Below are 26,274 nucleotides of genomic sequence, written 5' to 3' on the forward strand. Positions count from 1 at the left end.
GACTATTCGATGCTGTCGGTCGACGTCTTGTCGGCGGCGGCTTTGGTGAGCGCGTTGAGCTCCGCCAGCATCCAGTCGACGTAGTGCATCTTGGTCGGCATGGTCTCATAGGCGGCGACGATCGGGATGCCGTTGGTCTTGGCGGCGGCCAAGTACTTCTTGGTCAGGTCGGAGACGACCTGCTCGTTGTAGACGAAAGCGGTGACCTCCTTGCCGTTGAACAGTTGCATCTGAGTGGCGGAATCCTGCGCCGAGGGGTCTTGGCCGTTCATGATGTCGGCCTGCAGGCTCCACGGGGTCTTGATGGTCACCTTGGCATTGTCGAGCAGATAGTTCGCCACCGGCTCGGTCGCCGCGACGGAGACGTCCGGATACTTGTCCTTGAAGGTGTCGAGCGCCTTCCAATACTTCTGCACGGAGGTGTCGAAGGTCTGGAGATTGTCTGCGTAGTCCTTGGCGTTCGAAGGATCGAGGCGCGTGAGGTTGGCTGCGAGCGTGGCCGCGACGGCGGGCATCGTCTCGGGCTTGTACCACAGGTGCGGGTTCTTGGTGTCGTCGGGCAGGCCGAGCACCTGCTGCGCGCTGATGACGGTGCGATCGGAGCTGGAGTGGCTCTTGAGCATCTTGTCGAGCCAGTCGTCGTAGCCGACGCCGTTCGCGATGACGATCTTGGCGTTGGCGATCTGCTTGGCGTCCGAAGGCTTGGCTTCGAAGTCATGCGGATCGGCGTTCGGATCGCTGATGATCGAGGTCACCGAGACGTGCGAGCCACCGATCTGCTGCGCGACATCGCCGTATTCGTTCTCGGCGGCCAGCACGGCGATCTTTCCGTTCGATGAGCCGGTTGCTCCAGAATTCGAGTTCGAAGCGCCGCATCCTCCGGCGAGTCCAAGCGCCGCCACCAGCACTGCGCCGACCGCAGCCCTTGCCACATGTTTCAACTGCATGACTGATTCATCCCTTTCACGGCCGTCGCCTGGATTTCTAGGTGGTCATTCGGGCGCACGGCATTATGTAATGAAAACGGTTATCATTTTAATAGGGTTGGGGTACAGCGGGGCGACGCAGGGGAATTGGGGGCGCGTTGCGTATGGTCTCCGCGGTGGTTGCTGCGGTGCTCAGCATCCGCGGCATTGCTGCGGTTGCGCGGTGAACAGGCGGGGAAGCGGTCGTATAGCACAAGCATGTGAGCGCACACATGCGTATCTGCCTTTCGATGTTCGCTGATGAAGTCTGGTGGTGGTCGGCGCAAACGTATTCGGCATGGCGTTGCACGATGGCACTACGCAATCATGGAGTTGCGCGATGGGCATGCACCGTGGCATTGCAGAATAATGGCGCGAGTGCGTTGGCTGGGCGTTGCGGCTCCGCGAACCACGGCGGTACCAAGGTGCCGCAACGCTGATTGCGCGACATGCCCGGGTTTCCATACGCAAGTCGCCTATTACGAATTTTCGGTGGCGGGATTGTGCCATTCGTCACAGCTATCCGGTGACTTGTGCGCAGCATTCCGGGCGCGTCGTTCCGGCGGGCCCGGAGTATGGCTCAGAGCGTGAATGGCGGGGTATGACTACGTCGTGCTGGACCGGCTATGTTGCCTGAACCGCCTGCATTGTCTATGCCGCTTATGCCGTCTATGTTGTCTATACCACGAGGTTCGTCGGCGTGCCGTCGTGCAGGTAGGCGCGGATGTTGGCGAACAGCTCGTGCAGGCGCTTACCGAGTGCTTCGTCGGTGGCGTAGCCGATATGCGGCGTGAGGATCGTGTGCGGGGCGTGCAGCAGCGGTTCGTCCGCTGGCAGCGGCGGCTCCTCGTCGAACACATCGATGCCGGCTCCTGCGATTTGCCCGGCGTTCAGCGCCTCGGCGAGCGCCGCGTTGTCGACGACCGGCCCGCGAGCCGTGTTGATCAGCACCGCGTTCGGCTTCATCAGGCCGATGAGCTGCCTGCTGACCAGCTGCGCCGTCTGCGGCGTGGAACTCACATGCACGGTAATGATGTCCGCCTGACGCATCACATCGTCCAGCGGCAGGAATTCGACGCCCGTGATGTCGCGTGGCGTGCGGTTCCATGCCACAATCCGCGCCCCGAACGCCTGAGCCAGTTCCGCCACGCGGCGGCCGATATTGCCGGTGCCGATGATGCCGAAGGTCTTGCCCGCGATTTCGTTCCGGCGCAGCCCCGCGCTGGTCTGTGCCGAACGCGCGGCTACATCATTGGCCTTCACGTCACGCAGGAGTGCGAGCGTGAGCAGCATGACGAGTTCGGCCACGGCCTCGTTCGAATACCCCGGGCAGTTGCTCACGGTGATGCCATGCTCGCGGCAGTAGTCGAGGTCGATATGGTCGAAGCCGACGAAGGCCACTGCGATGGTGCGCAGCTTCGGGCAACGTTCCAGCACGGCGCGGCGCAGCGGAAGGTTCGTCACGACCAGAGCCTCAGCGTCCTTGACGCGCTCGATAAGCTCGTCGTCATCGCGTGGCCGCGTGTCGTAGGAGCGCACCGTGACGTGCTCCGGCAGCGTGCCCAGCTCGGCCTGCAGCGCGGCGTCCGGCACTCCTAGCGGTTCCAGAATCGAGATGACTGCGTGTGGGGTAGCGGTGTCTGATCCAGCAGTGCCTGACGCGGCAGTATCTGCATTGTTTAGGTCAATCGCCATAATTCATCCCCATCGCGTCCGAAAGCAGCTTTTCAACCACAGTGTACGCTTTGCCATATTCCATTCTTATATTCTTGCGTCTTGCATTGTCGAGCCGTATCCCATGCTGACCGGAGCTGCCGGATACGCCATCGAATAAACCGCCGAATAAGACGCAACGCCGTATTTGTTTTGTCCGTCAGCCGCGTGTATCGTTAAAGAGTTGCCCCTTTAGCTCAACGGTTAGAGCAGCGTCCTTTTAAGTCGTGGGTTGTGGGTTCGAATCCCACAGGGGGCACTTCTGAGTTGCGATGTCGAGGACAGTCGGGTCGTGACATATATGGCCTGAGTTCTCATTACAGTTGCGACAATGCGGCGCTGCTAATATTTGATATTGGATGCAACATATTACGGATTTTTGAATTGGCAACGTGGCTATATCGATGCTGAGCGAGAAACTACGAAGATTTGCTGTGTTGAAGTGCTGGTATTTCTTTGAGACAAAGAGATGTTGGAAACGGCTGGGAGCACTAGGATTTAGACCTTTTTGTTGAACCCAACAAAAAGGTCTGGAAGGATGAAAGCAATGGACAGAACGATGATTGAGAGACATATCGGCGAACTCGATGCCAGATCCAACAACGATGAGACTGGCGTGGAATTCTGGTATGCACGCGATGTCATGAGGTTCATGGGCTATACGGAATGGCGAAATTTTTCCAAGGTCATAGGAAAGGCAAAGGATGCCTGCAGGAACTCTGGAATCCGCATCGAGTCTCATTTCCAAGACACTGCGCGCGAAGTGGCGTTAGGCAGTGGCGCAGTACGCTCAATAGACGACGTGAAGCTCACCAGATATGCGTGTTACCTGATTGCTCAGAACGGCGACCCGCACAAAGAGGAAGTCGCCCTCTTGCAGAGCTATTTCGCTGTGCAGACACGGAACGCGGAACTCATTGGTAAACGCATGGGCGAGCTGAGCCGCATAGCGACAAGGCAGGCGTTAGCAGACGAGGAGAAGCAGCTCCATGCTCTCGGATATCAGCGAGGCGTAGATGACAAGGGATTCAGGCAGATTCATCTGCACGGGGATCGCGCCCTGTTCGGCATGGATACCAGAGAAATGAAGATGCACCTCGGGGTCTCACAGCGAGAGCCATTGGCCGATCGGCTTCATCCGATCGCTGTCACGGCAAAACAGTTGGCTACGCAGATGACCAATCATGGCATCGAAGACAGGGATCTGCATGGCACGTACTCCATCGACCGTGAGCATTCAGACAACAACAAGAGCCTTCGTAAAGCATTGGTGGAGCGCGGAGTGGCCCCTGAAGACCTGCCCGCAGCTGAGGATATTAAGCGCGTCAAGCGCCGTGCCAAGGATGACGAACGGCAAATCGAGGGCCGTGGATTCGACGATGGGCGAGGCGTCGACTAGGAGTCTGAGATGAGACGGAGTTTGGCCTTGTCTGCGTTTGAGGCCCGGTGCAGGAAATTGAGCATGCTGAAAATTTCAGAGCTTGAGCGCCGCCGTGGTGCTCAATATTGATGGTAATCTGTCGGGAATTCCGACAGATTCATAAAGAATAGCGATATAACTGAGGTGAATCTTCATATATATTGCGGCAAGTCAACTCGTAAGCATTCCTTGCATATTCGTAAGAGCAAGAAGGAGAATAAAAGGGTCGACACGCATCTCGAATGTTCTTCTGCCTCCTAACGCTGGTTTACAAACAACAGATGCGGCATGCAACGTGTGCGAAGAAGACTGACATAACCCGCATAACCCCCTATAACTAACGACGATAACCCAACGGTGGCGTTGGGCAGCGACCCGTTTTAGAGTGGGTGCAGTTTTGCAGAACGTGCGGAACAATCGCAGATTTGGCAAAATTGCCAAAAGGGGAGTGATCATGTCGGATTTGGCATGGAACTGGTTGGCCTTGGCGGTCACCGTCGTGCTGTTCGCAGGCTTGGCATGGCTGAGCCGCAAGAGGCGCGTGAATTTCAGCATCAGAGTGATCGTGGCGACGGTGCTCGGCATTGCGGTCGGCGTGGCGTTCAAGGGTCATGTGGAGTATGTCGCGGCGTTCGGCGAGGTGTGGGCGCATGCGATCAGTGCGATTGTGGTGCCGCTGCTCGTGTTCAGCGTGATTTCGAGCATCACCGGCTTGGGGGAGTCGGTCAGGCTGCGCAGCATCGGTCTGAAGACCGTGTTCTTCCTACTGCTCAACACCCTGACTGCGGCCGCGATCACCTTGGGCTTGGCGATAGCGTTCAAGGTCGGCTCAGGCTTTAGCGGCTCGCAGTCTTCCGGCGGGCATGCGCACGAGGTGCCCGGCGTTCTTGACACGCTGATCGGCCTGTTCCCCTCGAATTTCGTGCTCAACTGGTCGCAGAACCAAGTGGTCCCCATTGTCGTCTTCGCGCTGATTCTGGCCATCGCGTTCAATGAGGCGTCCCGCACGAAACGCGGCGCGCAAGCGGTGCAGCCATTCAAGGTCTTTGCCGACGCCGGCAACGTCGTGCTGTCGAAGGCTACGCAGATCATCGTGGGATTCACGCCGTATGCGACGCTGTCGCTGATCGCCGCTGCGGTGAGCAACAGCGTGGTTTCGGCGCTTGTGCCGCTGGTGTCGGTGCTGGTTGTCGCCTACATCGCCTTGGTGTTGCAGCTGTTCATCGTCCAGCCGGTGATTCTGAGCGCTGCGGCGCATTTCAACCCGATTCATTTCTTCAAGGCCTTCGGACCCGCCGGCGTCGTCGCCTTCACTTCGGAAAGCAGCATCAGCACCATTCCGGTCACAGTTCGTCAGCTCAAGCGCGGCGGCGTTCCTGACGATGTCGCCTCATTCGTCGCCAGCTTGGGCGCCAATCTCGGCATGCCGGGATGCGCCGGCGTGTGGCCGGTGCTGCTCGCCGTGTTTGCGGTGAACGCGCAAGGTCTGAACTACTCCTTCGGGCAGTACCTGCTGCTGATCGTCCTGGCGCTGCTGGTGTCCATCGGCACGGTCGGCGTGCCGGGCACCGCAACGGTGACCGCGACCGCATTATTCGCCTCGGCAGGTCTTCCCGTGTCCTTCATCGCCGTCACCCAGCCGATTTCGCAGATCGTGGACATGGGCCGCACCGCGGTCAACGTCGCGGGAGCAGCGAACACGGCCTTCATCGTCGCCGCCTCCGAACATGAACTCGACAAGGACCTGTACTACCAGCGCAAGCCCTGGGATGACGAAGACGATCTCGGCAGTCGGCCTGTCGCATCGGCTGTCGAAACCAATGCTCAGGCTGTTTCCGCCTCTGCTGCCACTGTCCCCGTCGCTAGTACAAGCGCAGCCGACGAGTCGTCCGCAAATGCGGCTGCGTCCGCTGTCGCGGCGCCCGTCCCATCTTCGAGCAATCTGCTGTCGCTGTCGTCCAGCGCTGCTCTTGAAGGCACCGGCGGAGAAGCCTGCGGCGTGTCCGATCGCGGGCCCTCGGAGCGGTAGAAACCGCGCGGCATCACGCGACTATTCATGCGGCCGTCCGAAGCAGCGGCATGTTTCGGACGGCTATTGTATGTTCGACATGATTGATATGCATGCGTATGCCATCTATTAGGCAGATTTCGCGTGCGACTGCTGCGGCAAGGCCTTGCGTGGCTTGTTCACGCATGTAAAGATTGGCGAAATTCCAAGGATTCCGCGAAGAGCGTGACGCGCACATACTTTACCTATGTGCCTAATAGACGAAAAAAGTGCTTAATAGACGTTCGCAGAGGATATGCACCCTTGGCAAAGCCAGATTTTTCGTTGATTAAGCACTTTTTTCGTCTATTAGGCACATGTCAAAGTAGGCACCAAGTCAGGCGTGCAGCATTGTGGCGGAATACCGCCATTCTTGAGGATTTGTGTGTGGGCGTTTGCATGTATGAGACCGCATGATTCTCTCGAATCTGCCTAATAAATCGAGAGAAGCTGCTATGCGCTGCTCAAGTGCCTAGCATCCGCCCATACTGCCTGTGCGGATAAGCGCACAGATAAATGCATATGCTTAATGTTTTGGATTTCAGTTGTTTCTTCTGGCAAAGACATAGGATTCAACGATTCGTGGAGGTGCCATACACCGGTTGGCGAATTCGGGGATGGCAGGCATCGTGTCGTGAAACCTCTGGCACGCCATAAATTCGCCCAAGGTCCCGGCCTAAGCTTGGGTAAACACAGGTAAGATGAGGCGATGGTTCCTAACGAGCATGGCGGCGAAGGGATGCGTCGGGCGTATCGTTGCAATACAATTGGTGCAGAACGAAAACGAGGGGGCGGCATGGCGGACCGGATCGCTGGCGGTGTGGAATCCGAACGAATCGCTATGGCGGAAACGGGCGGCGCGGATGCTGTTGGCGATGCGAATGCCGCCGGCGCTGCAAACACCCGTCCTTCCCAGGTTCCGCAGGCCCCTCAGGCATCCACCGCCAACACCGCCATCGAGATCATCGACGGCGCCATTGCCACGGTTGACGTATCCAAGCATCCGGTGGCGTCGATACCCGAATCCGATCTCTCCCTTGCCGATATCGAGCGCAGCCGATCAAGGCCGCTGCAGTTGGGCCTGTACATCGCTGTCATTCTGGTTGCGTTGATCGCGCCGTATTGGCTGGGCCGCACGCTCGCGGCGAATCGGACCGCATGGCTGGTCTCGCACCTGAATCTGCTCAATGCGCAGGGCGTGGCCTTCGTCTCGTGGACCGTCACTTTGCTCGCCGTCACCGGGCTTGGGCTCATGATCGTCGACGTGCACAAATGGCTATGGCGCACCGTGTTCGCGGTCAGCCTTGCCGCCGAGCAGTTCATTGCGGGCTTGTGCCTACTCAGGTTCAACTTCTGGTATTCGACCTACGTCGTGTATGGAGAGTCGGCAGGACTCGCGAACGCCGCGAACCTCGGCATCATTGCAGCGGGCTTTGGCGTAGCCGTTTTCGCAGTGCTCTGGGTCGGGCTGCTGGTGCTGGTCAGGAAGGATTCGCCGCTTAACGTGCTTACGCGCAGCTGGGCCTCGTTCATATTGTTCTTCGTGATTGAGCTGATCGCTTTGGCCGTCGTGCTTGGAGCCTTGCTGTACATGTTCTAGGCAAAGTATCCCTTACAAGAATGCTTGCTGCGCCGAATCCCTTCGGCATCCTGCGCTCCCTGCGACACCCAGTATGTTCCTTGCGATATTCGGTCGCGGGATGTTTGTATGCTGGTCGATTGGCGTGTTTCGCCCGCGGATACAGAGCGCTTGCGGCATTGGGTTGCAGGCACCGCGCAGTGACTACAAGGAGGATGCCGTGGCACTTACGGCTGAAGACAAGCAGGGTATTATTTCGCAGTATGCGACGCACGAAGGCGACACGGGTTCCCCGGAGGTCCAGGTCGCGCTGCTCACCCGTCGTATCAACGATTTGACCGGGCATCTCAAGGAGCACAGGCACGATCACCATTCGCGTCGTGGTCTGCTGCTGATGGTCGGCGACCGTCGTCGTCTGCTTGATTATCTCAAGCGCGTCGACATCGATCGTTACCGTTCCCTGATCGAGCGACTCGGCTTGCGCCGATAACCAACTGTTGCCCGGACGACTCGTCGTCCGGGCGTTTTTGCATCGCGGACTTGTGCCGCGGGGCACCGGCTGCGGCGTGGATATGGGATATAACGGCCGAAACCGCGCAGCGAAAGATAACAGACGTGGCGGCAGACAGTAACGAAACTGGACGGATACACCGGATATAACCGGTCCAGGTTCTTCAATGGCAGTGCAACGAGTGGTATAACGAAAGATGACAGGCGAATCGAATGCTCAACGGGCGGTCAATGCGCCTGAGGGCATTTGTGAGGACGCGACGAACGCATATGCCGCCGCTGCAGGGACTGCGGCGGATCTACGGCGTAGATGCCTGCGCTTGCAGGCGCGGCGAAACATGAACGGCTTTCGGTCTAGGCGGACGGCTCAAGCAGCCGCAGACGAAGGCCGACGAGAATAACAGAACAGCACAATACTCAAGACATAAGTGAACAATGAGATCCGAATGAGGATGCGCGGCCAGGTATGCCGCGTCGGATTGGGCGCATGGGCGCCAGACAAACGGATTGGCTTATTTGGTTATGTTGCGTAGGAAATAGAAACAAAACAGAAGGAGGAACCCGTGGAGGGTCCCGAAATCAAGGCCGCTGAGGCCGTTATTGACAATGGTTCATTTGGCAAGCGCACATTGCGCTTCGAGACGGGTCGCTTGGCCCAGCAGGCGGACGGCGCAGTAGCCGCCTACCTCGACGACGATTCGATGGTGCTTTCCACCACGACCGCCGGATCCAGCCCCAAGGAGAACTACGACTTCTTCCCGCTGACCGTCGACGTCGAAGAGAAGATGTACGCCGCGGGCAAAATCCCCGGCTCGTTCTTCCGCCGCGAAGGCCGCCCGTCGACCGAGGCCATCCTGGCTTGCCGCATCATCGATCGCCCGCTGCGCCCCCTGTTCCCGCACACGCTGCGCAACGAGGTGCAGGTTGTGGAGACCGTGCTCGCCGTCAACCCGGACGACGCCTATGACATGATCGCGCTGAACGCCGCTTCGGCATCCACGCTGATCTCCGGCCTGCCCTTCGGTGGCCCGGTCTCCGGCGTGCGCTTGGCGCTCGTCGACGGCCAGTGGGTCGCCTTCCCGCGTTGGAGTGAGCGCGATCGCGCCGTCTTCGAGATCGTGGTCGCAGGCCGCGTCATCGAGAACGGTGACGTCGCCATCGCCATGATCGAGGCCGGCGCCGGCAAGAACGCCTGGACCCTCATCTACGACGAGGGCCAGACCAAGCCCGACGAGGAAGTAGTCGCTGGCGGTCTGGAAGCCGCGAAGCCCTTCATCAAGGCTATCTGCGAGGCGCAGAACGAGCTGAAGGCTCAGGTCTCCAAGGAGACCAAGGACTTCCCGCTCTTCCCGGAGTACACCGACGCGCTGTATGCGCGCATCGACGAGATTGCCCACGAGCAGCTTAACGAGGCGCTTTCCATCGCGGAGAAGCTGCCGCGCCAGGAGCGTCTGCACGAGATCAAGAACTCCGTGCGCGAGACGCTTGCCGGCGAATTCACCGAGATGGATCCGGCCGAGAAGGACAAGGAGCTGGGCAACGCCTTCAAGGAGCTGCAGCGCCAGATCGTCCGCCGCCGCATCCTGACCGAGGACTACCGCATCGACGGCCGCGGCCTGCGCGACATCCGCACGCTGTCCGCCGAGGTCGACATCGTGCCGCGCGTCCACGGCTCCGCGCTCTTCCAGCGCGGCGAGACCCAGATTCTGGGCGTCACGACGCTGAACATGCTCAAGATGGAGCAGCAGATCGACGCCATCTCCGGACCGCAGACCAAGCGCTACATGCACAATTACGAAATGCCGCCGTATTCGACCGGTGAGACCGGTCGCGTCGGCTCACCCAAGCGCCGCGAAGTCGGCCACGGCGCGCTCGCCGAGAAGGCGCTGGTGCCGGTGCTCCCGGACCGCGAGGAGTTCCCCTACGCCATCCGTCAGGTCTCCGAGGCCATCGGCTCCAACGGCTCCACCTCGATGGGCTCCGTGTGCGCTTCGACCATGTCGCTGCTTGCCTCCGGCGTGCCGCTCAAGGCCCCGGTCGCGGGCATCGCGATGGGTCTGGTCTCCGGTGATGTCGACGGACAGCATATCTTCAAGACACTGACCGACATCCTGGGCGCGGAAGACGCCTTCGGCGACATGGACTTCAAGGTGGCGGGAACCTCCGAGTTCATCACCGCCCTGCAGCTTGATACCAAGCTCGACGGCATCCCCGCCGACGTGCTGGCTTCGGCGCTGAACCAGGCCAAGGAAGCCCGCACGACGATCCTCGAAGTCATCAACGAGTGCATCGACTGCCCGGCCGAGATGAGCCCGACCGCGCCGCGCATCATCACCACGACCGTTCCGGTCGACAAGATCGGCGAGATTATCGGGCCCAAGGGCAAGATGATCAACCAGATCCAGGAAGACACCGGCGCCAGCATCGCCATCGAGGATGACGGCACGGTCTACATCTCCTCCGAAGGCGGCGAGGCCGCGGAAAAGGCGAAGGGCATCATCGATTCCATCGCCAACCCGCATGTGCCGCAAGCCGGAGAGACCTTCAATGGCAAGGTCGTCAAGACGACGAGCTTTGGTGCGTTCGTGAACCTGACGCCCGGCACCGACGGCCTGCTGCATATCTCGCAGATCCGCAACCTGACTGACGGCGAGCGCGTTGAAGCGGTCGAGGACGTGCTCAAGGAAGGCGACACCGTCGAGGTGATCGTGCAGAGCGTTGACGATCGCGGCAAGATCTCGCTGGCCATCCCCGGCTTCGAAAGCCAGGAATCCTCGGCTCCGCGCCGTTCGCGCGACGATCGTGACGACCGCCGTGGCGGACGTGACGACCGTGGCTATCGTGGACGTCGCGATGATCGCGACTACGATGACCGTCCGCGTCGTTCGCATGACGACCGTGGAGATCGCGGCGACCGCTATGAGCGTCGTGACGATCGCCATGATGACCGTCGTGACGACCGTCACGACGACCGCGGTGGCTATGGCGATCGTCCGCGTCGTTCGCATGACGACCGCTCGGATCGTGATGATCGCCGTGGCGGCTACCGTGGTGGCCGTCGCAACGACCGCAACCCGCGCTACGCCGCCGACGATCACTACGACGAGTACAGCGCCGACCGCGCCGAGCGTTCGGAGCGTCCGCGCCGTCGCGTACGTCGCGACTTCGATCCCTTCGAGGACTGATTATCCGACTGATTGTCGAGATGCTGAGCTGATCTGAGTCGAATCGACTCGATAAGCGCAGCTTTACAGCACAAGAGGCCCGCCCTGGTTCATAGCCGGGGCGGGCCTCTCGCATACTCTCATCTTCACGTCATTTGTTGTCGCGCGGATTGATTATCGGTTCTCTTTGCCCGGGCATAGTCGATATTCGCGCGTGCATCTGCCCTCTGCCGTGCATCTGCGTTATGTGAGGCGTTAACTTGGCTTTGCTGAGGTCTATCTGCGTTGTGTGCGGCGTTACTTCCTTGGCACCCAAAGTAGCGCTGGCCGAAAATGGCGGTTCTGGGCCGTCTGCTACTCAACGCTCCGCGAGTTAGCGCCTCACATAACGCTGATAGACCTCTGCAGCACCTCAATAACGCCTCACATAAGCGAGATAGCCAAGATGTCCCAAAGATATCCAGTACCATTCTTCTCGTTTGTGTCGGCAGCTTGGCTGCAAGCCACTTGCTGGCGAATGATGTAGGAGTGACCTGTTGCTGCAGCTGTGCTTTTACAGCTGTGCTTTTTACAACTCTGCCTCGGCCAATGCGTGATCGATGTCGCGGATGAGGTCATCGGTGTCTTCCAGCCCCACGGCCAGGCGGAAGAAGCCGCGATGAAACTCCTGCGGGTAGAGGTATTGGCGCTCGTCGTCCTCGCCGAGGAACACGATAAGACTTTCGTCATGGCCGAGCGAGACGGCCGAGGTGATCACGCTGAGCTTGGAGACGAAGCGGTTGTGCCCGTCGTGGTCGGTGTCAAGGCCAAAGGCGAGCACGCCGCCGAAGCCTGCATCGGACCGGGCGATCTGCCTCGCTGCCACCTCGTGATGCGAGTGCGATTGCAGCCCTGGATAGGCGACGAACCGCACCTGCGATAATGATTCCAAGTGTTTGGCGACGGCCAGTGCAGAGGCGTTGTGCTGTTTGATGCGCAGTGGCAGCGTCACCGAGCCACGATTGATGAGCCAAGCGTTGAACGGCGAGATGACGCCGCCGTAGTTCACCTGATACGTGAAGCGTATCTGGTCGGTGACCTCTTTGCGCGTGGCGATGACGCCGCCCAGCGCGTCGCCGTGGCCATTGATGTATTTCGTAAGGCTTTCGATCACGATGTCTGCGCCGAGGTCGGCCGGGCGCACATTGAACGGCGAATTGAAGGTGTTATCGACGCTGAGGAGCGCGCCCGCGTCATGCGCAATCGTCGCAGCCGCTTCGATATCGGTCACCTTGAGCGTGGGATTGGCAGGTGTCTCGATATGCACGAGCTTCGTGTTCGGCCTGATGGCATTCGCGATGTTGCGTGCATCCGAGGAATCGACGATTGAGGTTTCGATGCCGTATTTCTCCGGCAGAATCTGATTGAGCAAGCGGTACGCGGCGACATACGTCGTGTCGGAGAAAACCGCATGGTCGCCGCGGTTCAGCACCGTGGTGAAGGTGGCGGCGAGTGCGGCCACGCCGGAGGCGAGCACGACCGCGTCCTCGGTGTTTTCGAGGTTCGCGAGCTTCGCCTCAAGGTAGCGCTGGTTGGGGTGGCCGTTGCGGGCGTACAGGTTCGTGTCCGAGCTGGACCAGTTGATGTCGGAGGGGTCGTAGGGCAGCGCGTAGGCGTTCGCCAGCGTGATCGGCCGGCGGATCGCCCCGGTTTCGGCGTCTACGCCGTTGCCGAGATGGATGGATTTGGTCGCGAAGCCGAGCGGCGTGCCGTCGAAGGATTCGCCATGATGTACGAGATCTGAAGTCATGATTCCAGTCTGCCAGCATCGCGTTATGTGCGCATGTTCTCCAAAACTTTCAGAACCGCAAGATTCCGCCGTTTGATAGCCGCTCATAGAAAGAATCGAAGGCCTTGCGGCGGATGGTTGCGGAGGCGTTTGCATCGATGGGCGCTGTGGTGGGCATGCAGAGGTTCGTGTGATTTACGCGGGTTCAGCAGAGCCATGCGAGTCCATAATGCCTATGCTTGTGCGATTGCATGCCGTGCGCGACACACGGCGCCGCACAAGAACAGAAAATCTGCAGTTTTCTGCAGATGACCTTGCATTGCGGACAATGCAGTGCATTAATAGTGAAATTGTAGCCAATTACGGGGGAGGACTCATGGAGAATAAGGGGATTCGCCGTGCGAAGACGCGCGGCACAGTCAGGCGGGTATCCGCTGCCGCGACATGCGCTGCAGCCGCAGCGTCGCTGTGTCTGACCCTGATGCCAGAGGCGGCATTCGCCGATGCGGCGGATCCGTTGTCTTCGCCGCCCACGGTCTCGCTGCTCTACCCTCGGTGCCCGCCGTGGTTGCAATGGCTGTGTGGCGAGGGTTTCTAGCGGTTATTTCGAAAACTATGGTCTCTTAAGACTCATTCAGCTCGCGGCGTCGTCTTGGAATCCCACGGAATGCGTGTTTCCAGCGTCCAGCTGTCCGCGGTCTGTTCGATATGCCACTGCCCGTGCAGCGCCTCGATCTGCTCGCGGTAGTGCCGCATACCCGAGCCGAGGCCTTTCGCATCGCCCTGTCCTTGAGGCTGCCGCTGAATGCCAGCCGGCGTATCGGACAAGCTCAGATCGCATTCCTCGTCGCTGGCGCATATCGTCATCACATAGCCGCCGTCAGGCGCGGCATGCCGGGCGATGTTGCCGAACAGCTCCTTGACCAGGCCCATGATCAACGGCGCGTGCTGCGTGTCGGTCTCAGGGAACGGCGAGGGAACGAACACGGTTCCGGTGAACCCCAGCCGATCCAGCATTTCCTGCTGCTCGTCGACGAGCTGAATCAGATGCGTGCGCAGATCTGAGGGTTTTCCGGCCATATGCGACGGGCATTGCGCCTCGCCGTCGTCGCGCAGCGCGAGAATCGCCTGCCTGGTCTGCGTCAGGGCGTTCAGCGCATTGCTGCGGATCAGCTGTATCGTCTCGGCCGAGTCATGATCGGAATCGCCGTCGAGCGTGAGGTCGGCGAGCATGATGATGTTGTTCATGTCATTGGTCGTATAGTCATGCAGCCGCTGCGCAATCAACGCGTTGCGGCGCAGCGCGAGATTCTGCAGCTCCTGCGCCCGATGCCGCGTATTCAGTCTTGTGAGCAGGCCGGCGCCAAACGCGATCAGCACGAACGCGACGAACGACAGGATGCCTCCCCGATGCATGGCTGAATCATGGTGAATGATCATGCCGGCCAGCGCCGCGGCTACCAAGAGCGCACCCAGCGCCCCGCCGAGCCGAGCGTCCAGAAAGCTTGCGACGCCTACGGCTATCAGCGAGGTGATGAGCATGGTGGTCGGCGTCGACACGGAGGTGAGCAGGTCGAGGATCTGCGAGACGACGACTAGGCAGGATCCGGGTTTCGGCCGCAGCACGAAACTGACGATGGCGGCGAATCGCAGCGCCAGCAGCATCGTGCCGAGCATCTCGACAGGTGAGGTGCTGGCCCAGTACACGCTTTCGATCAGCGTGAAGGTGCCGGCGGCTGCGGCCAGCAGTGAGATGTGGGGATGAATGAAATACCGTGAGATGTATGCCTGCAGCCGGTGCGAGGCGCTTGCCGCGGCCGGCTGCCGTTGCTGACGGCTGGCTCCCTCTTGGCTGTTGCCGTCAGCTCGGCCGTCATCAGGCGGGTTGCGCCTGTCCGGGCTCGTGGAGGTGCTGGCGGTCATAGCGGTTTGCCTGCCTTATGCGATATGCAGTTCGCGGCAGCGGTCGACCGCATCGTACCAAGTGCTGGCATGGAATTTCTTCTTGATATTGCGCCGATGCGAGAATACGGTGTCCGCCGAGACGCTCAGCTCCGTGGCGATCTCCTTCGTGCTCATATGGCTCAGGCTCAAGGTGATGATCTGCTGCTCGGTGGCTGTCAGATGCACGCTCGCAGCAGAGGATTCGTCCAGCGCAAGCGTCGCGTAGGCGTTGCGGATCGACGGGAATCCGCTGCCAGCAGGATAGGGCAGACCTTGCGACACCGCATCAAGCGCCTCGGCGAGCGAGTGTTTCAGCGTGCTTTTGTCCAGCAGCGCCTGAGCGCCCGCCGCACGCATATCCTCGGCATAGAGTTCCGGCGCATATGAAGTGATGCCTATGATGGCAATGCCCGGCGCGTGCTTGCGTATTTCCATGGCGACCTGTGCCCCGGTCAGCCCGTTCAACGCCATATCGATGAACATGACATCCGTGGGATGCGTCCCGAAGCGGCAGTGCTGCATAGCCTTGGCGGGGTTGTCGCTCGACCACACTTCGAGCCTCCGGCCCGCGCGGTTGTTGAGATGGGCGATCATCGCGACGATGCATTCCAGTGCGCAGCAGTCATTGTCCAGCACGCCGATGCGCAGCTGGCGTTGCCTGGGACCTTGCGGATTCATCATGTCACAAGCTTAGCGAGAGGATGTGAACCTTGTCGTGAAAGGTCCATAATTCGCACCTGCCTTTCGGCAAGATGGATTTTCGTCGTGATGCTCCGGCTGCGACGTTGCCAGCGATGTGCGCTGGCGCATGGGCGGCGCACGGAAACGCGCAGGATGGTGCGCAGGCTCGCGATGAGCTTCGCCGGACACGGCGCGTTGCGTTGCGGCCTGGTGTTTTCTGCGCGTGCCGCGAAACGACCATCCCTACCTTTTGCGAGAATGGGGATGCAAGCAAAACGTAAAGGAGCGAATATGAGTGCCGGTCTTATCATCCTCATTGTCGTCATCGTGCTCGTCATCCTGCTGCTGTGGGGCATGGGAGCCTACAACGCGCTGGTCGCGCTGCGCAACCGCGTCGGCAACGGCTGGGCGCAGATCGATGTGCAGCTCAAGCAGCGCGCCGATCTGATTCCCAACCTCGTCGAAACGGTCAAGGGATATGCCACGCATGAATCCGAAGTCTTCACCCAAGTGACGCAGGCCCGCGCCAAGGCCCTGTCAGTGGCGGGCGATCCCACCGCTACGACGGCCGATCGCGCTCAGGCGGAGAATGCGCTGTCGCGCACGCTGGTCAATCTTCAGGCGACGGCGGAAGCCTATCCGCAGCTGCAGGCCAACCAGAACTTCATGGATCTGCAGGCCCAGCTCAGCGCGCTGGAGCAGAAAATCGCCTATGCGCGGCAGTTCTACAACGACGTCGTGCTCAAGTACAACACCAAGATTGAAACGGTCCCGAGCAACATCATCGCCGGACTCTTCCGATTCACCCAGGCGCAGTACTTCCAAACGGATGAAGCCGATCGGCAGGTACCGCAGGTCAAGTTCTGATCCTGCAGGTTCGCGTCGGCCGCAAACCAGCCACAAACCAGCCACAGGATTGCCGAGGTAGGTTCTTATGACAGCGAAACATGCAGTGCGTTCCATCGTCATAGCGCTGATCGCCGCCGTGATCAGCGCCATGGTGGTGCTGGCGGCGGCTGTAGGCTTGGGGAATTCGTCTGACCAGAGCTACCGCAGTCTGGACTATGATGTCACGGTGCTCAGGAACGGCGATCTCAAGGTCACCCAGCGTATCGACATGAAGCTCAAGGAGCGCGACGGAGACCGCCCGTGGCGGCAGCTTTACCAGCAATATGCGCTTAAGGCTTCGAATCTGACGAACATCGCCGACGTTTCGGTGAAGAACCTGACCACGGGGGAGCGCTACGGCGAAACCGCGCCGCAATCGCCCGAGGGAATAGATGAATCGGCATGGAACGAACGCTATGCCAGGCATTGGTACATTGCCGACGTGACCGGCGGCGACGACGATCCCCAGCCCTACTCGCGCGACGACCCCGCGACGGGAAAGCCCTATGATTCCGACCGGACCGCGGAAATCGGCTGGAACATCCCATATACCAACAAGGCGAACAGTCTCAAATTCGAGGTGACCATGACGCTTGAGGGGGTGTCGACCGCCTACAGCGACGTGGCGAAATTCCAGTGGGAGCCCTTCGGCGACCGCAATCAGATTCCGATCGGCACCGTGAACGGCACAGTGCGGTTCCCCGAGGGCGTCACCGCCCGCAACTCTTGGGCCTGGCTGCATTTCTCAGGTACTTCGACGACTTCGCGAGACGATGACGGCACCCTGCATTTCACGGCCTACGATGCCCGCAATGGGCAGCATCTCGATCTTGTCGCGATGTTCGATGCCAGCCAATCGCATGGCGTGCAAAGAACCAGTCCGGATGCGGCGAAGGAGGCCACCATTCGCGATGAGGACCGCCAGGAGACGCAGTGGCGGCAGGATCAGCAGCGTCGTGCCCGGCGACTGCTCGCACTGGCGATCGGGCTGTCTCTCGTGGGATTGATAGTGATCGTCGGCGGTGTGGCGGCCTCGATTCGCAGCAACAGACAGTCGCAGTACCATGGCGATATCGAATACTGGCGCGATCCGCCGAATATGAGTCCGGCCAGTGCCGCTGGCCTGCTTTCGGTGCTGCAGAAGGTCTCGGCCAGCACCCTGAGCTCGCGGCAGATGGCATCCACGGTGCTGTCGCTGGCGTCGAAGAAGGCCATTGCCATCTACCCGGGCGCGTCGAGCGATTACCGTGGCATCGACATGAGCCGCGCGTCGGCATCGCAGATCTCGGCGATGTTCCAGAACGACATGAGGCTGTCCGGTCGCATGAACGACACCAGCACGATCATGATCATGCCGGTATGCGTGAATAATCGCAAATCGCTGCGGCTGAGCCAGAGCGAGGAGGGCGCGTTGCAATTGCTTGAGGCCGGGGCCGAGCGGGTCGGCTCGGCGGTATTCGACCTACGTGAGATGAAGGCCGCCTTCAAGGGCTGGGACGATGGCTACAAAGTGCAGAACCGCTATGTGACCGGTTTCAAGAACGAGTTCGCCAGGCTCGGCGCTACCAGCTCTTCGGGCGGCGTGGCCAAGGGATTGGGCGTGATCGCCGTGATCCTTGGATTCGTAGGTCTCGTCGGACTGTCCGCGAACGGCCAGCTGGCGTTGAGCCTGATCGTCGGCGGGCTGACCCTATTCGGCGGGTTCTTCGTACTATTCAGCTCCAAGGGCACCGGGCTGACTGAGAAAGGCCAAAATCTGGCCGGGCAGGTCCTAGGATTGAAACGCTATCTTGAGCATTTCAGCGATTTCTCCGATCGTGGCCCCGCCGACCTAGTGCTGTGGGACCGCTATCTGGTCTATGCCGCGGCATTCGGCATCTCCAAAAAGGCCGTGAAGGAGCTTGCTGCGGCCTATCCGGAGCTTCGCGACCCCCGGTGGCTGGATGCCAATGCCGGCGGATCGCTGCTCTACTGGCAGTACCGTCCGTTCTTCTGGGGCATGGCAGCCGGTCAGCTGGGCGGCGCCGGACCGAATGCAGGCGCTGGCTTCGCCGGTGGATTCGATCCCAGCTCGCTCAGCGCCAATGTGGGCGACATCGGTGCGCAGCTCACTGCAAGCTTTGCCGATCTGAGCAGCACCATTCAGGCCGCAAGGCCATCCTCATCGGGCGGTTCGGGCGGATCGTTCTCCTCGGGCGGCTTCGGCGGCGTGGGCGGCGGTTCGGGCGGCGGCTCCTTCGGCGGCCGGTGACGTGGCGCGATAGCACGCCGAAACGTTTCAGGACGCCGGACCTGCCTCCGGCCCGTTGTATGGCTATTTCCCTCGTTGCGGCGACTGCTTGCGCTTTGCGCTCAACGCGGCCTGATTAGACTTGGATACTGGATAATCCACATGCCATTGAAATCCACTGGAAGGAAGAACATCATGGTGCTGCACCGCAATTTAGGACCATACGATACGACTGCCATCGGCCTAGGAGAAATGCCGCTGACCTTGGAAAACAACCTTGGCGAGGCCAAGGGCCTGGAAACGATCCACGCGGCGCTGGATGCCGGCTGCCGTCATATCGACACCGCGTGGGCCTACTACTGCTCAGGCGGCGAGGAGCAGACCGGCGAAAAACTGGTGCGCAAGGCCCTTGAGACCTGGGACGGTCCGCGCGATGAGGTCAGCGTCGCCACCAAGGTCGGGCACTTCCGCAACTTCACCGACGGTGTGCCGACCTGGGACGTTGACGGCAGGCCGGAGACCCTGATTCGCAACGGCAAGCTGTCGGCCCAGGCGCTCGGCGTAGATTCCATCGACCTGCTGTACATGCACCGCCCGGATCCGAAGGTGCTCTACAACGAGTCCATCGAAGCCATCAAGCAGCTGGTCGACGAGGGCGTTGCCAAGCGCGCCGGCATCTCCAATGCCTCGATCGAGCAGATCGACGCTGCGCGTGCGATTCTCGGGGATTCGCTCATCGCCGTGCAGAATCAGTATTCGCCGATCTACCGCGACACGCAGGACACGCTCGACTACACGGCCAAGGTCGGCCTGGCCTTCGTCTGCTGGAGCCCGCTCGGCGGCTACCGCAAGGCCAAGGACGATAGCAAGTTCGATCCCTTCCGGGCTGTGGCCGAGGCCCATGGCGTCAGCTATCAGCAGGTCGTGCTGGCGTGGGAGCTGGCGAAAGGCGACCATGTCTTCGTCATCCCCGGTGCGCACCGCCCAGAAACGATTCTCGACAGTCTCAAGGCCGGCGACCTGAAGCTCACGCCCGAAGAGCTCGCCACCCTCGGCTGAGGCTGCACTGGCTAGGTCCGCATTGGATAAACCGCACTGGGTAAGCCCGCGCTGGCTGTAACGTCACAACTCCCGCACTATCCCGACCCTTGTGCGGGCCTTGTTGCGTTTCAACGCAGTCATACGTCACATTTCCCGCACTAACCCGTAGTAGGTGCGGGGAATGTGTCATTTCAGGCTGGTTATACGTCACAACTCCCGCAGTGCCCCGGCGGATAGTGCGGGAGTTGTGACATTGCGGCGGCTCAGCGTCGCCTTTTGACCGCTAAGTTGAGGCTGCCGTACACAATGCAACGTTTCGCAGCCTGATTGCGTTGCGTTTTGTACGGCAGCCTTACGTTAGTGTGCATAATGTAACATTTTCGGTTGATTGTGCAGCCGGGCGCTTGGGTAATCGGGCGATTGGTACTTCGTGCCATCAGACTGGCAGGCGTTCGGCTATTCGCCGACGGTGCAAAGCACCGTCCTTCGCGCCCTTCGCGGGCGCTCACCTCGCCTACGGACTGACGGCGCAAAACACGCCGTCCTTCGGCCCCTTGGCGGGGCCTCACTTCACCTACAGACAGCACACCGTGCTGTCTGTTTTACGGTTCAGCTGGACTGTGCGCTTCACGGCTCAGCACAGCGAGGCGCGGTAATCCGGGCTTCATACCATGATTGGGGCTATGACCGATTTCTCTTCCGCCATGCATAATGCTTCGCAATTCGATGACGCGATTCTCGACAGCAGCGCGATGTCGCCGACCGATAGCGCGGGCAATCCGATTCCTGTCACCATCCCGATCGATCTGGCGCCAGGCATCAAAGTCGTATATACCACGCGGCTGGGCGGCGTAAGCCAAGGCGATTGGGGCAATTGCAACTACGGCGGCAAGGGCGGGGAATCGCCGAAGCGCGTCGCAGCCAATCGCATCGCCCTAGCCAAGGAGCTGAACGCCGACCTGTCGTTGGTGGACCAGATTCATTCCGGCATCGCCGTGGACATGGACGAGCTAGCTGACGGTCGCAATGCGCCCTTTGGCATCGACCTGTCGGGAACGGTTAAATCGCGCGATGGCCGATTGGAACTATCGAGCTTGCCGGGTAACGGTTCAGCTGCTCAGCACAGCGCGCAAACCGGTGTCGTTGGCCTATCTGGTGCCACTGATCAATTCAATGACACAGCGCAATCCAACGACTCAGCGCAAGCCGATACCGTTATCGAAGCCGATGCGCAGGTCACCTCCCGCACCGGCCTCGCCCTTGGCATGTTCGCTGCGGATTGCATGCCGGTGCTGCTCGCGGACCCCGAACACGGCATCATCGGTGCGGCGCATTGCGGCCGGGGCGGCCTGATGCGCGGCGTCATCGGCGCATGCGTTGAGCTGATGGTGCGCAAAGGTGCGCAGCCGCAGCATATCGTCGCCACGTTGGGCCCGTGCATCTGCGCGGATTGCTATGAGGTCGGCGGCGAGATCGCCGATGATTTCGATGCACATTTCCCGGGCAGCTATTCCCTGACGCGTTTCTCGGGGCCGGGCGTCGACCTCGTGGCTGCCACGATGCAGGAGCTGGCCGCCGCTGGCATCCCGCGCGACAACGTCATCGACTCCCGACCGCGTGTCGCTGCCGCAACCCAGTATCTGAGCGAAGACGAAGAGCTGATCGGCCTGTGTCTGCGCGATGACGAGGATTCCCCGCGCCTGAGCGAGCGCATCGGCAAACTGCGCCATCCCATGTGCACCTTCGAAAATCCGCTGTGGTACTCGCATCGCCGCAGCTCGCGGGCGAACAAGGCGCACGAAGGCCGCATGCTCGCGCTGATCATGCGAAACTGATACGCCGGATGATGCTGCCCCTTTCGTGACGGATATTGCCGCTAAACGTCACGAAAGGGGCATAGCTCGAGGGACGCTGCTCCTTTCGTGCCTCTTACGGCCGATTAGCGTCACGAAAGGGGCATAGCTCCGCAGACGTTGCCTCATTGGAGCCGTTCAGCCCGACTGAGAGTCATCAATGACGTATAACTGCGGCAGTGCCAATATCGAGTCTTAGCTGATTGCGCAGCCACTCCTTGCCAGCTTCGGTAACCGCGAGCGCCCGGCGAGGCTGCGTGCGGCGGAGCGCCCCGGTGCTGATCAAATAGGAGCATAGCGCGGTGCCGTAGCTTCCGGCCAGATGCATGCGTCGCTGCGTCCAATCGAGACATGCGCGCACATGCGGCGCGCGAAGGGTTCGGCCTTGCAGGATGCCGTTGCTGCGGAACCATGATTCGCCTTCACCGCTCAGCGAGAAGGACTCGTCAGCAGCGATCAGTAGCGAACGCTTGACCATCGTCTCGGCGATGGCGACGCCGAGTCCGCCAGCGATGTGGGAGTAGCAGGTGCGCGCCGTGCGCAGCCGCTGATCTGCCTGCACCTGCCGATAGCCGATCGGTTTGGCGGGCGGTTCGCCGGAGACATTGCCCAGAAATTCGACGACCGATGCGACATGATCGCCGGCGAGCATGACATAGCGATGGCGCCCTTGCCGCACGCTGCGCACGGCTCCGGCAGTTTCGAGGCGATCTAGGCAGGCGCTCATCGCCGGAGCGCTGACGCCAGCCGCTTGGCGCAGCTCGCCGGGAGTCCACGCGCATCCGTCCATCAGCGCATCGCAGACCGCAGCCCGGGTCGCATCCGCGAACAACGCCGCCGTTGCACTGATTGAACTGCCAAGGCTCGGCTCGCCCGCATCTGATGCACTCATGCGCTCTATCCTAGGCGAAGCATGCTTCCATCACGATGGAAGGTTTGGCGTGCCATCATGACGGCATGATCGACAACGACTGCGTGGCAAACCGCACTAGTGCAACGAACCGTGCCATTGATGCTATTGACACCAACGACACCAGCGACACGCATAGAACCATAGCCCCGAGCATTCTGTATTACAGCACGTCCGTCGCCCTGCTGAGCACTACGAATCCGGACGGCTCCACGAATCTCGCCCCGATGAGCAGCTCGTGGGCGCTCGGGGACGCAATCGTACTGGGCATGGCGCTAGGCAGCCGGACTGCGAGCAATCTCGAAGCCGGCAGCGACGTGGTCGTGAACCTGCCGGATGCTGGCCTCTGGCGGCAGGTGGAGACGCTGGGCGACTTGACTGGCAATGCCGAAGCCCGTCCCGGCCACCAGCACGGCGCTGCGCCATGCCACGACAAGTTCGCTGCTGTCGGCTTCACATCCGAGCCATCCGAGCTGATATGCCCTGAACGCGTGTCGCAATGCCCCTTGCAACTCGAATGTCGGACGGTGAGTGTCGAGCATGATGCGCTGCGCGACGGATTCCTCATCGTCCAGGCGCGCGTGATCCGAGTCCATGCCGACGCCAGCCTGATCGTTCCCGGCACTGATCATATCGATCCCAAGCGCTGGAAACCGCTGATCTACAATTTCCGCCATTACTTCACCTTGGGCGGCCAGCTCGGCGAAAGCCGCATCAGCGAGACTCCTGCCCCACAACGCTGAGTCAGCCGTGTGTTGCCCATGCGCAGCTCCGAACGCTAGACTTAGAGCTATGGAGCATATCAGCGTCGTGATTTCTGGTTTCGGACCGTACGAGGGCGTCGAGACCAATCCCGCCTATGAGGTGCCCGCCGCATTGGCGGGGCAGGGCCTGGGCGAAAGCGGTGATGGACGGGACGATGCGCTGCGCGACGTCGAGGTGTCGATCACGGCGACGAGGCTGCCGATTAGCTTCGGGGGCGCCTGGCCTACGCTGCTCAAAACCATCGAAGCCGTCAACCCCGATATCGTCATTGCCACAGGCCTCAAACGGGCTTCGCACGGCATTCTGCTCGAGCGCTGCGCCACCAACGTCATGGATGCGAGCCGGCCTGATGCCGATAACGCGTTGCCGACTCGCCTGCCCATTGATGCGCAAGGACCCGCTGCCTACTGGACCAGATTGCCGCTGCGCTCGATTCTCGCTGACTTCACCCGGCACGGCATCCCGGCGTCGCTGAGTTCCGACGCCGGGACCTTCGTATGCAATTCGCTGTTCTACAATCTGCTTAACTGGTCCTCGGCGCAGCCGCGCGTGCTGTCGGGTTTCGTCAATTTCCCGATGCTGGCGAGTGCCGACAGCGCACAGCTCGGCCTGCCGATGGATCAGCAGATCGAAGCGGGGCGAGACGTGGTGCGCGAAGCCGTCCGGTACTATCTGCAGCCGTCGTCCAGCGACATCCTGCTTGAGTAGATGCGGGGGTATTGCCAAACCCATTGTGCCCGGCGCAAGTCGCAGATCGGTCGCATATCAACCTCATATCAGCGCGGGCGACTTCGCCTTCAACGCCTTGTAACTGCACAGTGGTGCTGTTTCTTGTAGCGGTATCGCTAAGGATTGCGCGAGTCTGTGGCAAATGCGCGGTTTCGCGCGCTACAGTGCAAGCGGTGATGTGTTTTATGGCACGCTACAGTGCCGGCGGTGAAAGGAAACAACAATGGTGGAGGGCTTCCCAATCGTCCTGCGGGGATATGACAAGGACAGGGTCGATGAGGTATTCGCGCAATCCCGCGAGACGCTGAACAGTCTGCGCGAACAGGTCAAGTCGAGCGACGATACGATTCTGCAGCTTCAGGCCCAACTGCAGGAGGAGAAGAACAATGCCAAGAAGGCGTCGCAGGGCAACTCCTTCGCCTCGTTGGGCGCGAACGCCCAGCAGATGCTCGCATCGGCGGAGCAGACCAGCACCGAACTGCTCGAACGCGCCAAGCAGGATGCCGCTGCCACGCGTGCCAGTGCGCAGGCGCAGGCGCAGACTCTGCTCAATAACGCGAAGCTGGATGCGCAGCGCATGCTCGACGATGCCGATGCGAAGGCCGAGTCCACGCTGGGCAAGGCGAAGAACGAGGCTGACACGCTGAGCAAAAGCACCCGCGCCGATGCCGACCAGCTCACTTCGCAGACGGCCAAAACCGTGGCCGAGCAGCGTGACGCGCTGGAAATAGAGCTGAGCAACGCGCGTGAGGAGCACAATAAGCGACTCGCATCCGAACGGGCGACTCAGGAGCGGGAGATCGCCGAAATGAAGGCGCAGGCGACCAAAGAAGTCGCTGAGCAGCGCAAAACGGCGAATGACGAGATCGCGCGGCTCAAAAGCGAGGCGAATGATCAGATCGAAACCGCGCTCGCCGAGGCGAACAAGAAGCTTGCGGATGTGCGCGAGCAGGTCTCGCATATGATGACCGAAGCCAAGCGGCAGGCCGGGGAGATCACCGACTCCGCGAACGCAAAGGCCCGTGAGATTCTTGATGAGGCGCAGGTGCAGCGCACGCAGATGATCAGCCAGGTCAATGCGGAATCCGAGCAGATTCGCAATGACATCACCGCGCAGCAGGACGAGGCGACCGCCAAGGTCAACGAGTTGCTCGACCATCTCGAGCAGCGCCGCGCCGAGGCCAAGCAGGAGGCGGACGAACTGGTCGGCCAGGCCAAGGCCACGCGCGAGCAGGCTGACGCCTATGCTGCCGCCAGGCGCGAGGAGGCCGATCAGGAGGCTGCCGGCATCCTCGACAAGGCGGGACAGGACGCCGATCGGCAGGTTGAGGAACGCCGTGCGGCTGCCCAGTCCGAGCTGGATGGTCTGACGATGCATATCAAGGAGCTGCAGGAGCGCGAATCCGCAATCACGCAGCGGGTGGCGGAACTGCGTTCGCTATTTGCGAACGCATTCTCAGGCTTCGACTTCGCCGGACCGCAGGCATCCGGCGCTGACAACGTCCCGGTGCTCAATGCGGTTGCATCTGAAGCTCACGCCGAGCAGCCTGAGCAAGCCGATGCCGCCGAGCCGAGTGCAGAGGCAGGCGCAACGCCGAATAGCGGGCAGGATGCCGAGACGGCGGGCGAAGCGCTTCCGGCGCAGGACGAACCGGCGCATGATGACGCCGCTGCTGCCTCGGACGGCAACGGTTCAAACGGCGAATCCGCACAGCTCGGACACGATCAGGCTGGGCAAGATCCAACTAACCAGGAAACGCAGGAGATCGCATTGACTAACTGAATGCGGTAGTCACTGCCAGAACCAAACAGGACGGCTGAATCTGACGGGATGCGTTGGATTCAGCCGTTTTCGTTGCGCATGTCGCTGTTGTGCGCAGCCATGCCTTATCTGTAGCCCATGTTCGGCGATAGCGAGTGATGAGCTGCGCGGAACCGCCATTCCCGGGCGATGATGCGTGAGATAGCGCGGGATGAACGATACGGCTAAAAGGGAGATAGGCATCGGCGGGCTGCTAGGAACCCTGCAGATAGGGCAGATGCAATATGATTTTGGCGAAATTCATG

19 protein-coding genes and 1 tRNA gene are annotated in these 26,274 nt (G+C 60.7%); 14 read left to right on the forward strand and 6 right to left on the reverse strand.

Annotated features, from left to right (window positions below):
• Positions 1-2: 2 nt before the first annotated feature.
• Together BISU_RS00260 and BISU_RS00265 are read right to left on the reverse strand one after the other, a co-directional pair.
• Positions 3-947, reverse strand: a complete 945-nt coding sequence (locus BISU_RS00260) for a metal ABC transporter solute-binding protein, Zn/Mn family (RefSeq protein ID WP_202805529.1) — start codon at positions 945-947, stop codon at positions 3-5.
• A 696-nt stretch (positions 948-1,643) separates the two neighbouring features.
• The gene (locus BISU_RS00265; protein ID WP_081672774.1) at positions 1,644-2,660 is read right to left on the reverse strand and encodes an NAD(P)-dependent oxidoreductase; all 1,017 of its coding nucleotides are present in this window, start codon (positions 2,658-2,660) and stop codon (positions 1,644-1,646) included.
• A 204-nt stretch (positions 2,661-2,864) separates the two neighbouring features.
• On the opposite strand from BISU_RS00265, the gene BISU_RS00270 reads away from it, so the two are divergent.
• The 6 genes from BISU_RS00270 to BISU_RS00295 all read left to right on the forward strand — a co-directional run bounded on the left by BISU_RS00270 (position 2,865) and on the right by BISU_RS00295 (position 11,419).
• A tRNA-Lys gene (locus tag BISU_RS00270) sits at positions 2,865-2,937 on the forward strand.
• Between the two features lie 288 nt (positions 2,938-3,225).
• Positions 3,226-4,077, forward strand: coding sequence for a DNA damage-inducible protein D (gene dinD, locus BISU_RS00275; RefSeq protein WP_024464086.1), 852 nt, complete (start codon positions 3,226-3,228; stop codon positions 4,075-4,077).
• A 475-nt stretch (positions 4,078-4,552) separates the two neighbouring features.
• Positions 4,553-6,127: a dicarboxylate/amino acid:cation symporter gene (locus BISU_RS00280; protein ID WP_024464085.1), complete on the forward strand. Its 1,575-nt coding sequence runs from the start codon at positions 4,553-4,555 to the stop codon at positions 6,125-6,127.
• A gap of 814 nt (positions 6,128-6,941) precedes the next feature.
• Positions 6,942-7,745: a hypothetical protein gene (locus BISU_RS00285; RefSeq protein WP_024464084.1), complete on the forward strand. Its 804-nt coding sequence runs from the start codon at positions 6,942-6,944 to the stop codon at positions 7,743-7,745.
• Between the two features lie 199 nt (positions 7,746-7,944).
• Positions 7,945-8,214: a 30S ribosomal protein S15 gene (rpsO, locus tag BISU_RS00290; protein WP_024464083.1), complete on the forward strand. Its 270-nt coding sequence runs from the start codon at positions 7,945-7,947 to the stop codon at positions 8,212-8,214.
• 583 nt (positions 8,215-8,797) lie between these two features.
• A complete protein-coding gene (locus tag BISU_RS00295; protein ID WP_024464082.1) occupies positions 8,798-11,419 on the forward strand; it encodes a polyribonucleotide nucleotidyltransferase in 2,622 nt (873 codons plus the stop codon).
• 547 nt (positions 11,420-11,966) lie between these two features.
• Here BISU_RS00295 and BISU_RS00300 read toward each other — a convergent pair.
• Entirely contained in the window at positions 11,967-13,187 is a 1,221-nt protein-coding gene (locus tag BISU_RS00300) for a trans-sulfuration enzyme family protein (RefSeq protein WP_024464081.1), read from the reverse strand.
• Positions 13,188-13,542: 355 nt separating this feature from the next.
• Between BISU_RS00300 and BISU_RS12340 the strand changes: the two genes are divergently transcribed.
• Complete coding sequence (locus tag BISU_RS12340) at positions 13,543-13,764, forward strand: hypothetical protein (RefSeq protein WP_152599105.1); 222 nt, start codon at positions 13,543-13,545, stop codon at positions 13,762-13,764.
• A gap of 32 nt (positions 13,765-13,796) precedes the next feature.
• On the opposite strand, the gene BISU_RS00305 is transcribed toward BISU_RS12340, so the two are convergent.
• Positions 13,797-15,089, reverse strand: a complete 1,293-nt coding sequence (locus BISU_RS00305; protein ID WP_024464080.1) for a sensor histidine kinase — start codon at positions 15,087-15,089, stop codon at positions 13,797-13,799.
• Between the two features lie 15 nt (positions 15,090-15,104).
• Complete coding sequence (locus BISU_RS00310; protein WP_024464079.1) at positions 15,105-15,791, reverse strand: response regulator; 687 nt, start codon at positions 15,789-15,791, stop codon at positions 15,105-15,107.
• 291 nt (positions 15,792-16,082) lie between these two features.
• Here BISU_RS00310 and BISU_RS00315 point away from each other — a divergent pair, with 291 nt between their 5' ends.
• The 4 genes from BISU_RS00315 (at position 16,083) to BISU_RS00330 (ending at position 21,785) form a co-directional block, all read left to right on the forward strand.
• On the forward strand, positions 16,083-16,658 hold the full coding sequence (locus tag BISU_RS00315; RefSeq protein ID WP_024464078.1) for a LemA family protein: 576 nt from the start codon (positions 16,083-16,085) through the stop codon (positions 16,656-16,658).
• 67 nt (positions 16,659-16,725) lie between these two features.
• On the forward strand, positions 16,726-18,930 hold the full coding sequence (locus BISU_RS00320) for a DUF2207 domain-containing protein (RefSeq protein WP_024464077.1): 2,205 nt from the start codon (positions 16,726-16,728) through the stop codon (positions 18,928-18,930).
• 174 nt (positions 18,931-19,104) lie between these two features.
• A complete protein-coding gene (locus BISU_RS00325) occupies positions 19,105-19,968 on the forward strand; it encodes an aldo/keto reductase (RefSeq protein WP_024464076.1) in 864 nt (287 codons plus the stop codon).
• A gap of 665 nt (positions 19,969-20,633) precedes the next feature.
• Positions 20,634-21,785 (forward strand): polyphenol oxidase family protein, encoded by a 1,152-nt coding sequence (locus BISU_RS00330; RefSeq protein ID WP_226839125.1) that lies wholly within the window; start codon positions 20,634-20,636, stop codon positions 21,783-21,785.
• 175 nt (positions 21,786-21,960) lie between these two features.
• Here BISU_RS00330 and BISU_RS00335 read toward each other — a convergent pair whose 3' ends face one another.
• The gene (locus tag BISU_RS00335; protein ID WP_024464074.1) at positions 21,961-22,695 is read right to left on the reverse strand and encodes an ArsR/SmtB family transcription factor; all 735 of its coding nucleotides are present in this window, start codon (positions 22,693-22,695) and stop codon (positions 21,961-21,963) included.
• A gap of 65 nt (positions 22,696-22,760) precedes the next feature.
• Here BISU_RS00335 and BISU_RS00340 point away from each other — a divergent pair, with 65 nt between their 5' ends.
• From BISU_RS00340 to BISU_RS00350, 3 genes are all read left to right on the forward strand, one after another.
• Positions 22,761-23,456, forward strand: coding sequence for a flavin reductase family protein (locus BISU_RS00340; protein ID WP_024464073.1), 696 nt, complete (start codon positions 22,761-22,763; stop codon positions 23,454-23,456).
• 49 nt (positions 23,457-23,505) lie between these two features.
• On the forward strand, positions 23,506-24,186 hold the full coding sequence (locus tag BISU_RS00345) for a pyroglutamyl-peptidase I (RefSeq protein WP_024464072.1): 681 nt from the start codon (positions 23,506-23,508) through the stop codon (positions 24,184-24,186).
• A 244-nt stretch (positions 24,187-24,430) separates the two neighbouring features.
• Positions 24,431-25,990, forward strand: coding sequence for a coiled-coil domain-containing protein (locus BISU_RS00350; protein WP_024464071.1), 1,560 nt, complete (start codon positions 24,431-24,433; stop codon positions 25,988-25,990).
• Positions 25,991-26,274 lie beyond the last annotated feature (284 nt).

This window comes from Bifidobacterium subtile (assembly GCF_000741775.1).
In the GTDB taxonomy this organism is placed as follows: Bacteria; Actinomycetota; Actinomycetes; order Actinomycetales; family Bifidobacteriaceae; genus Bifidobacterium; species Bifidobacterium subtile.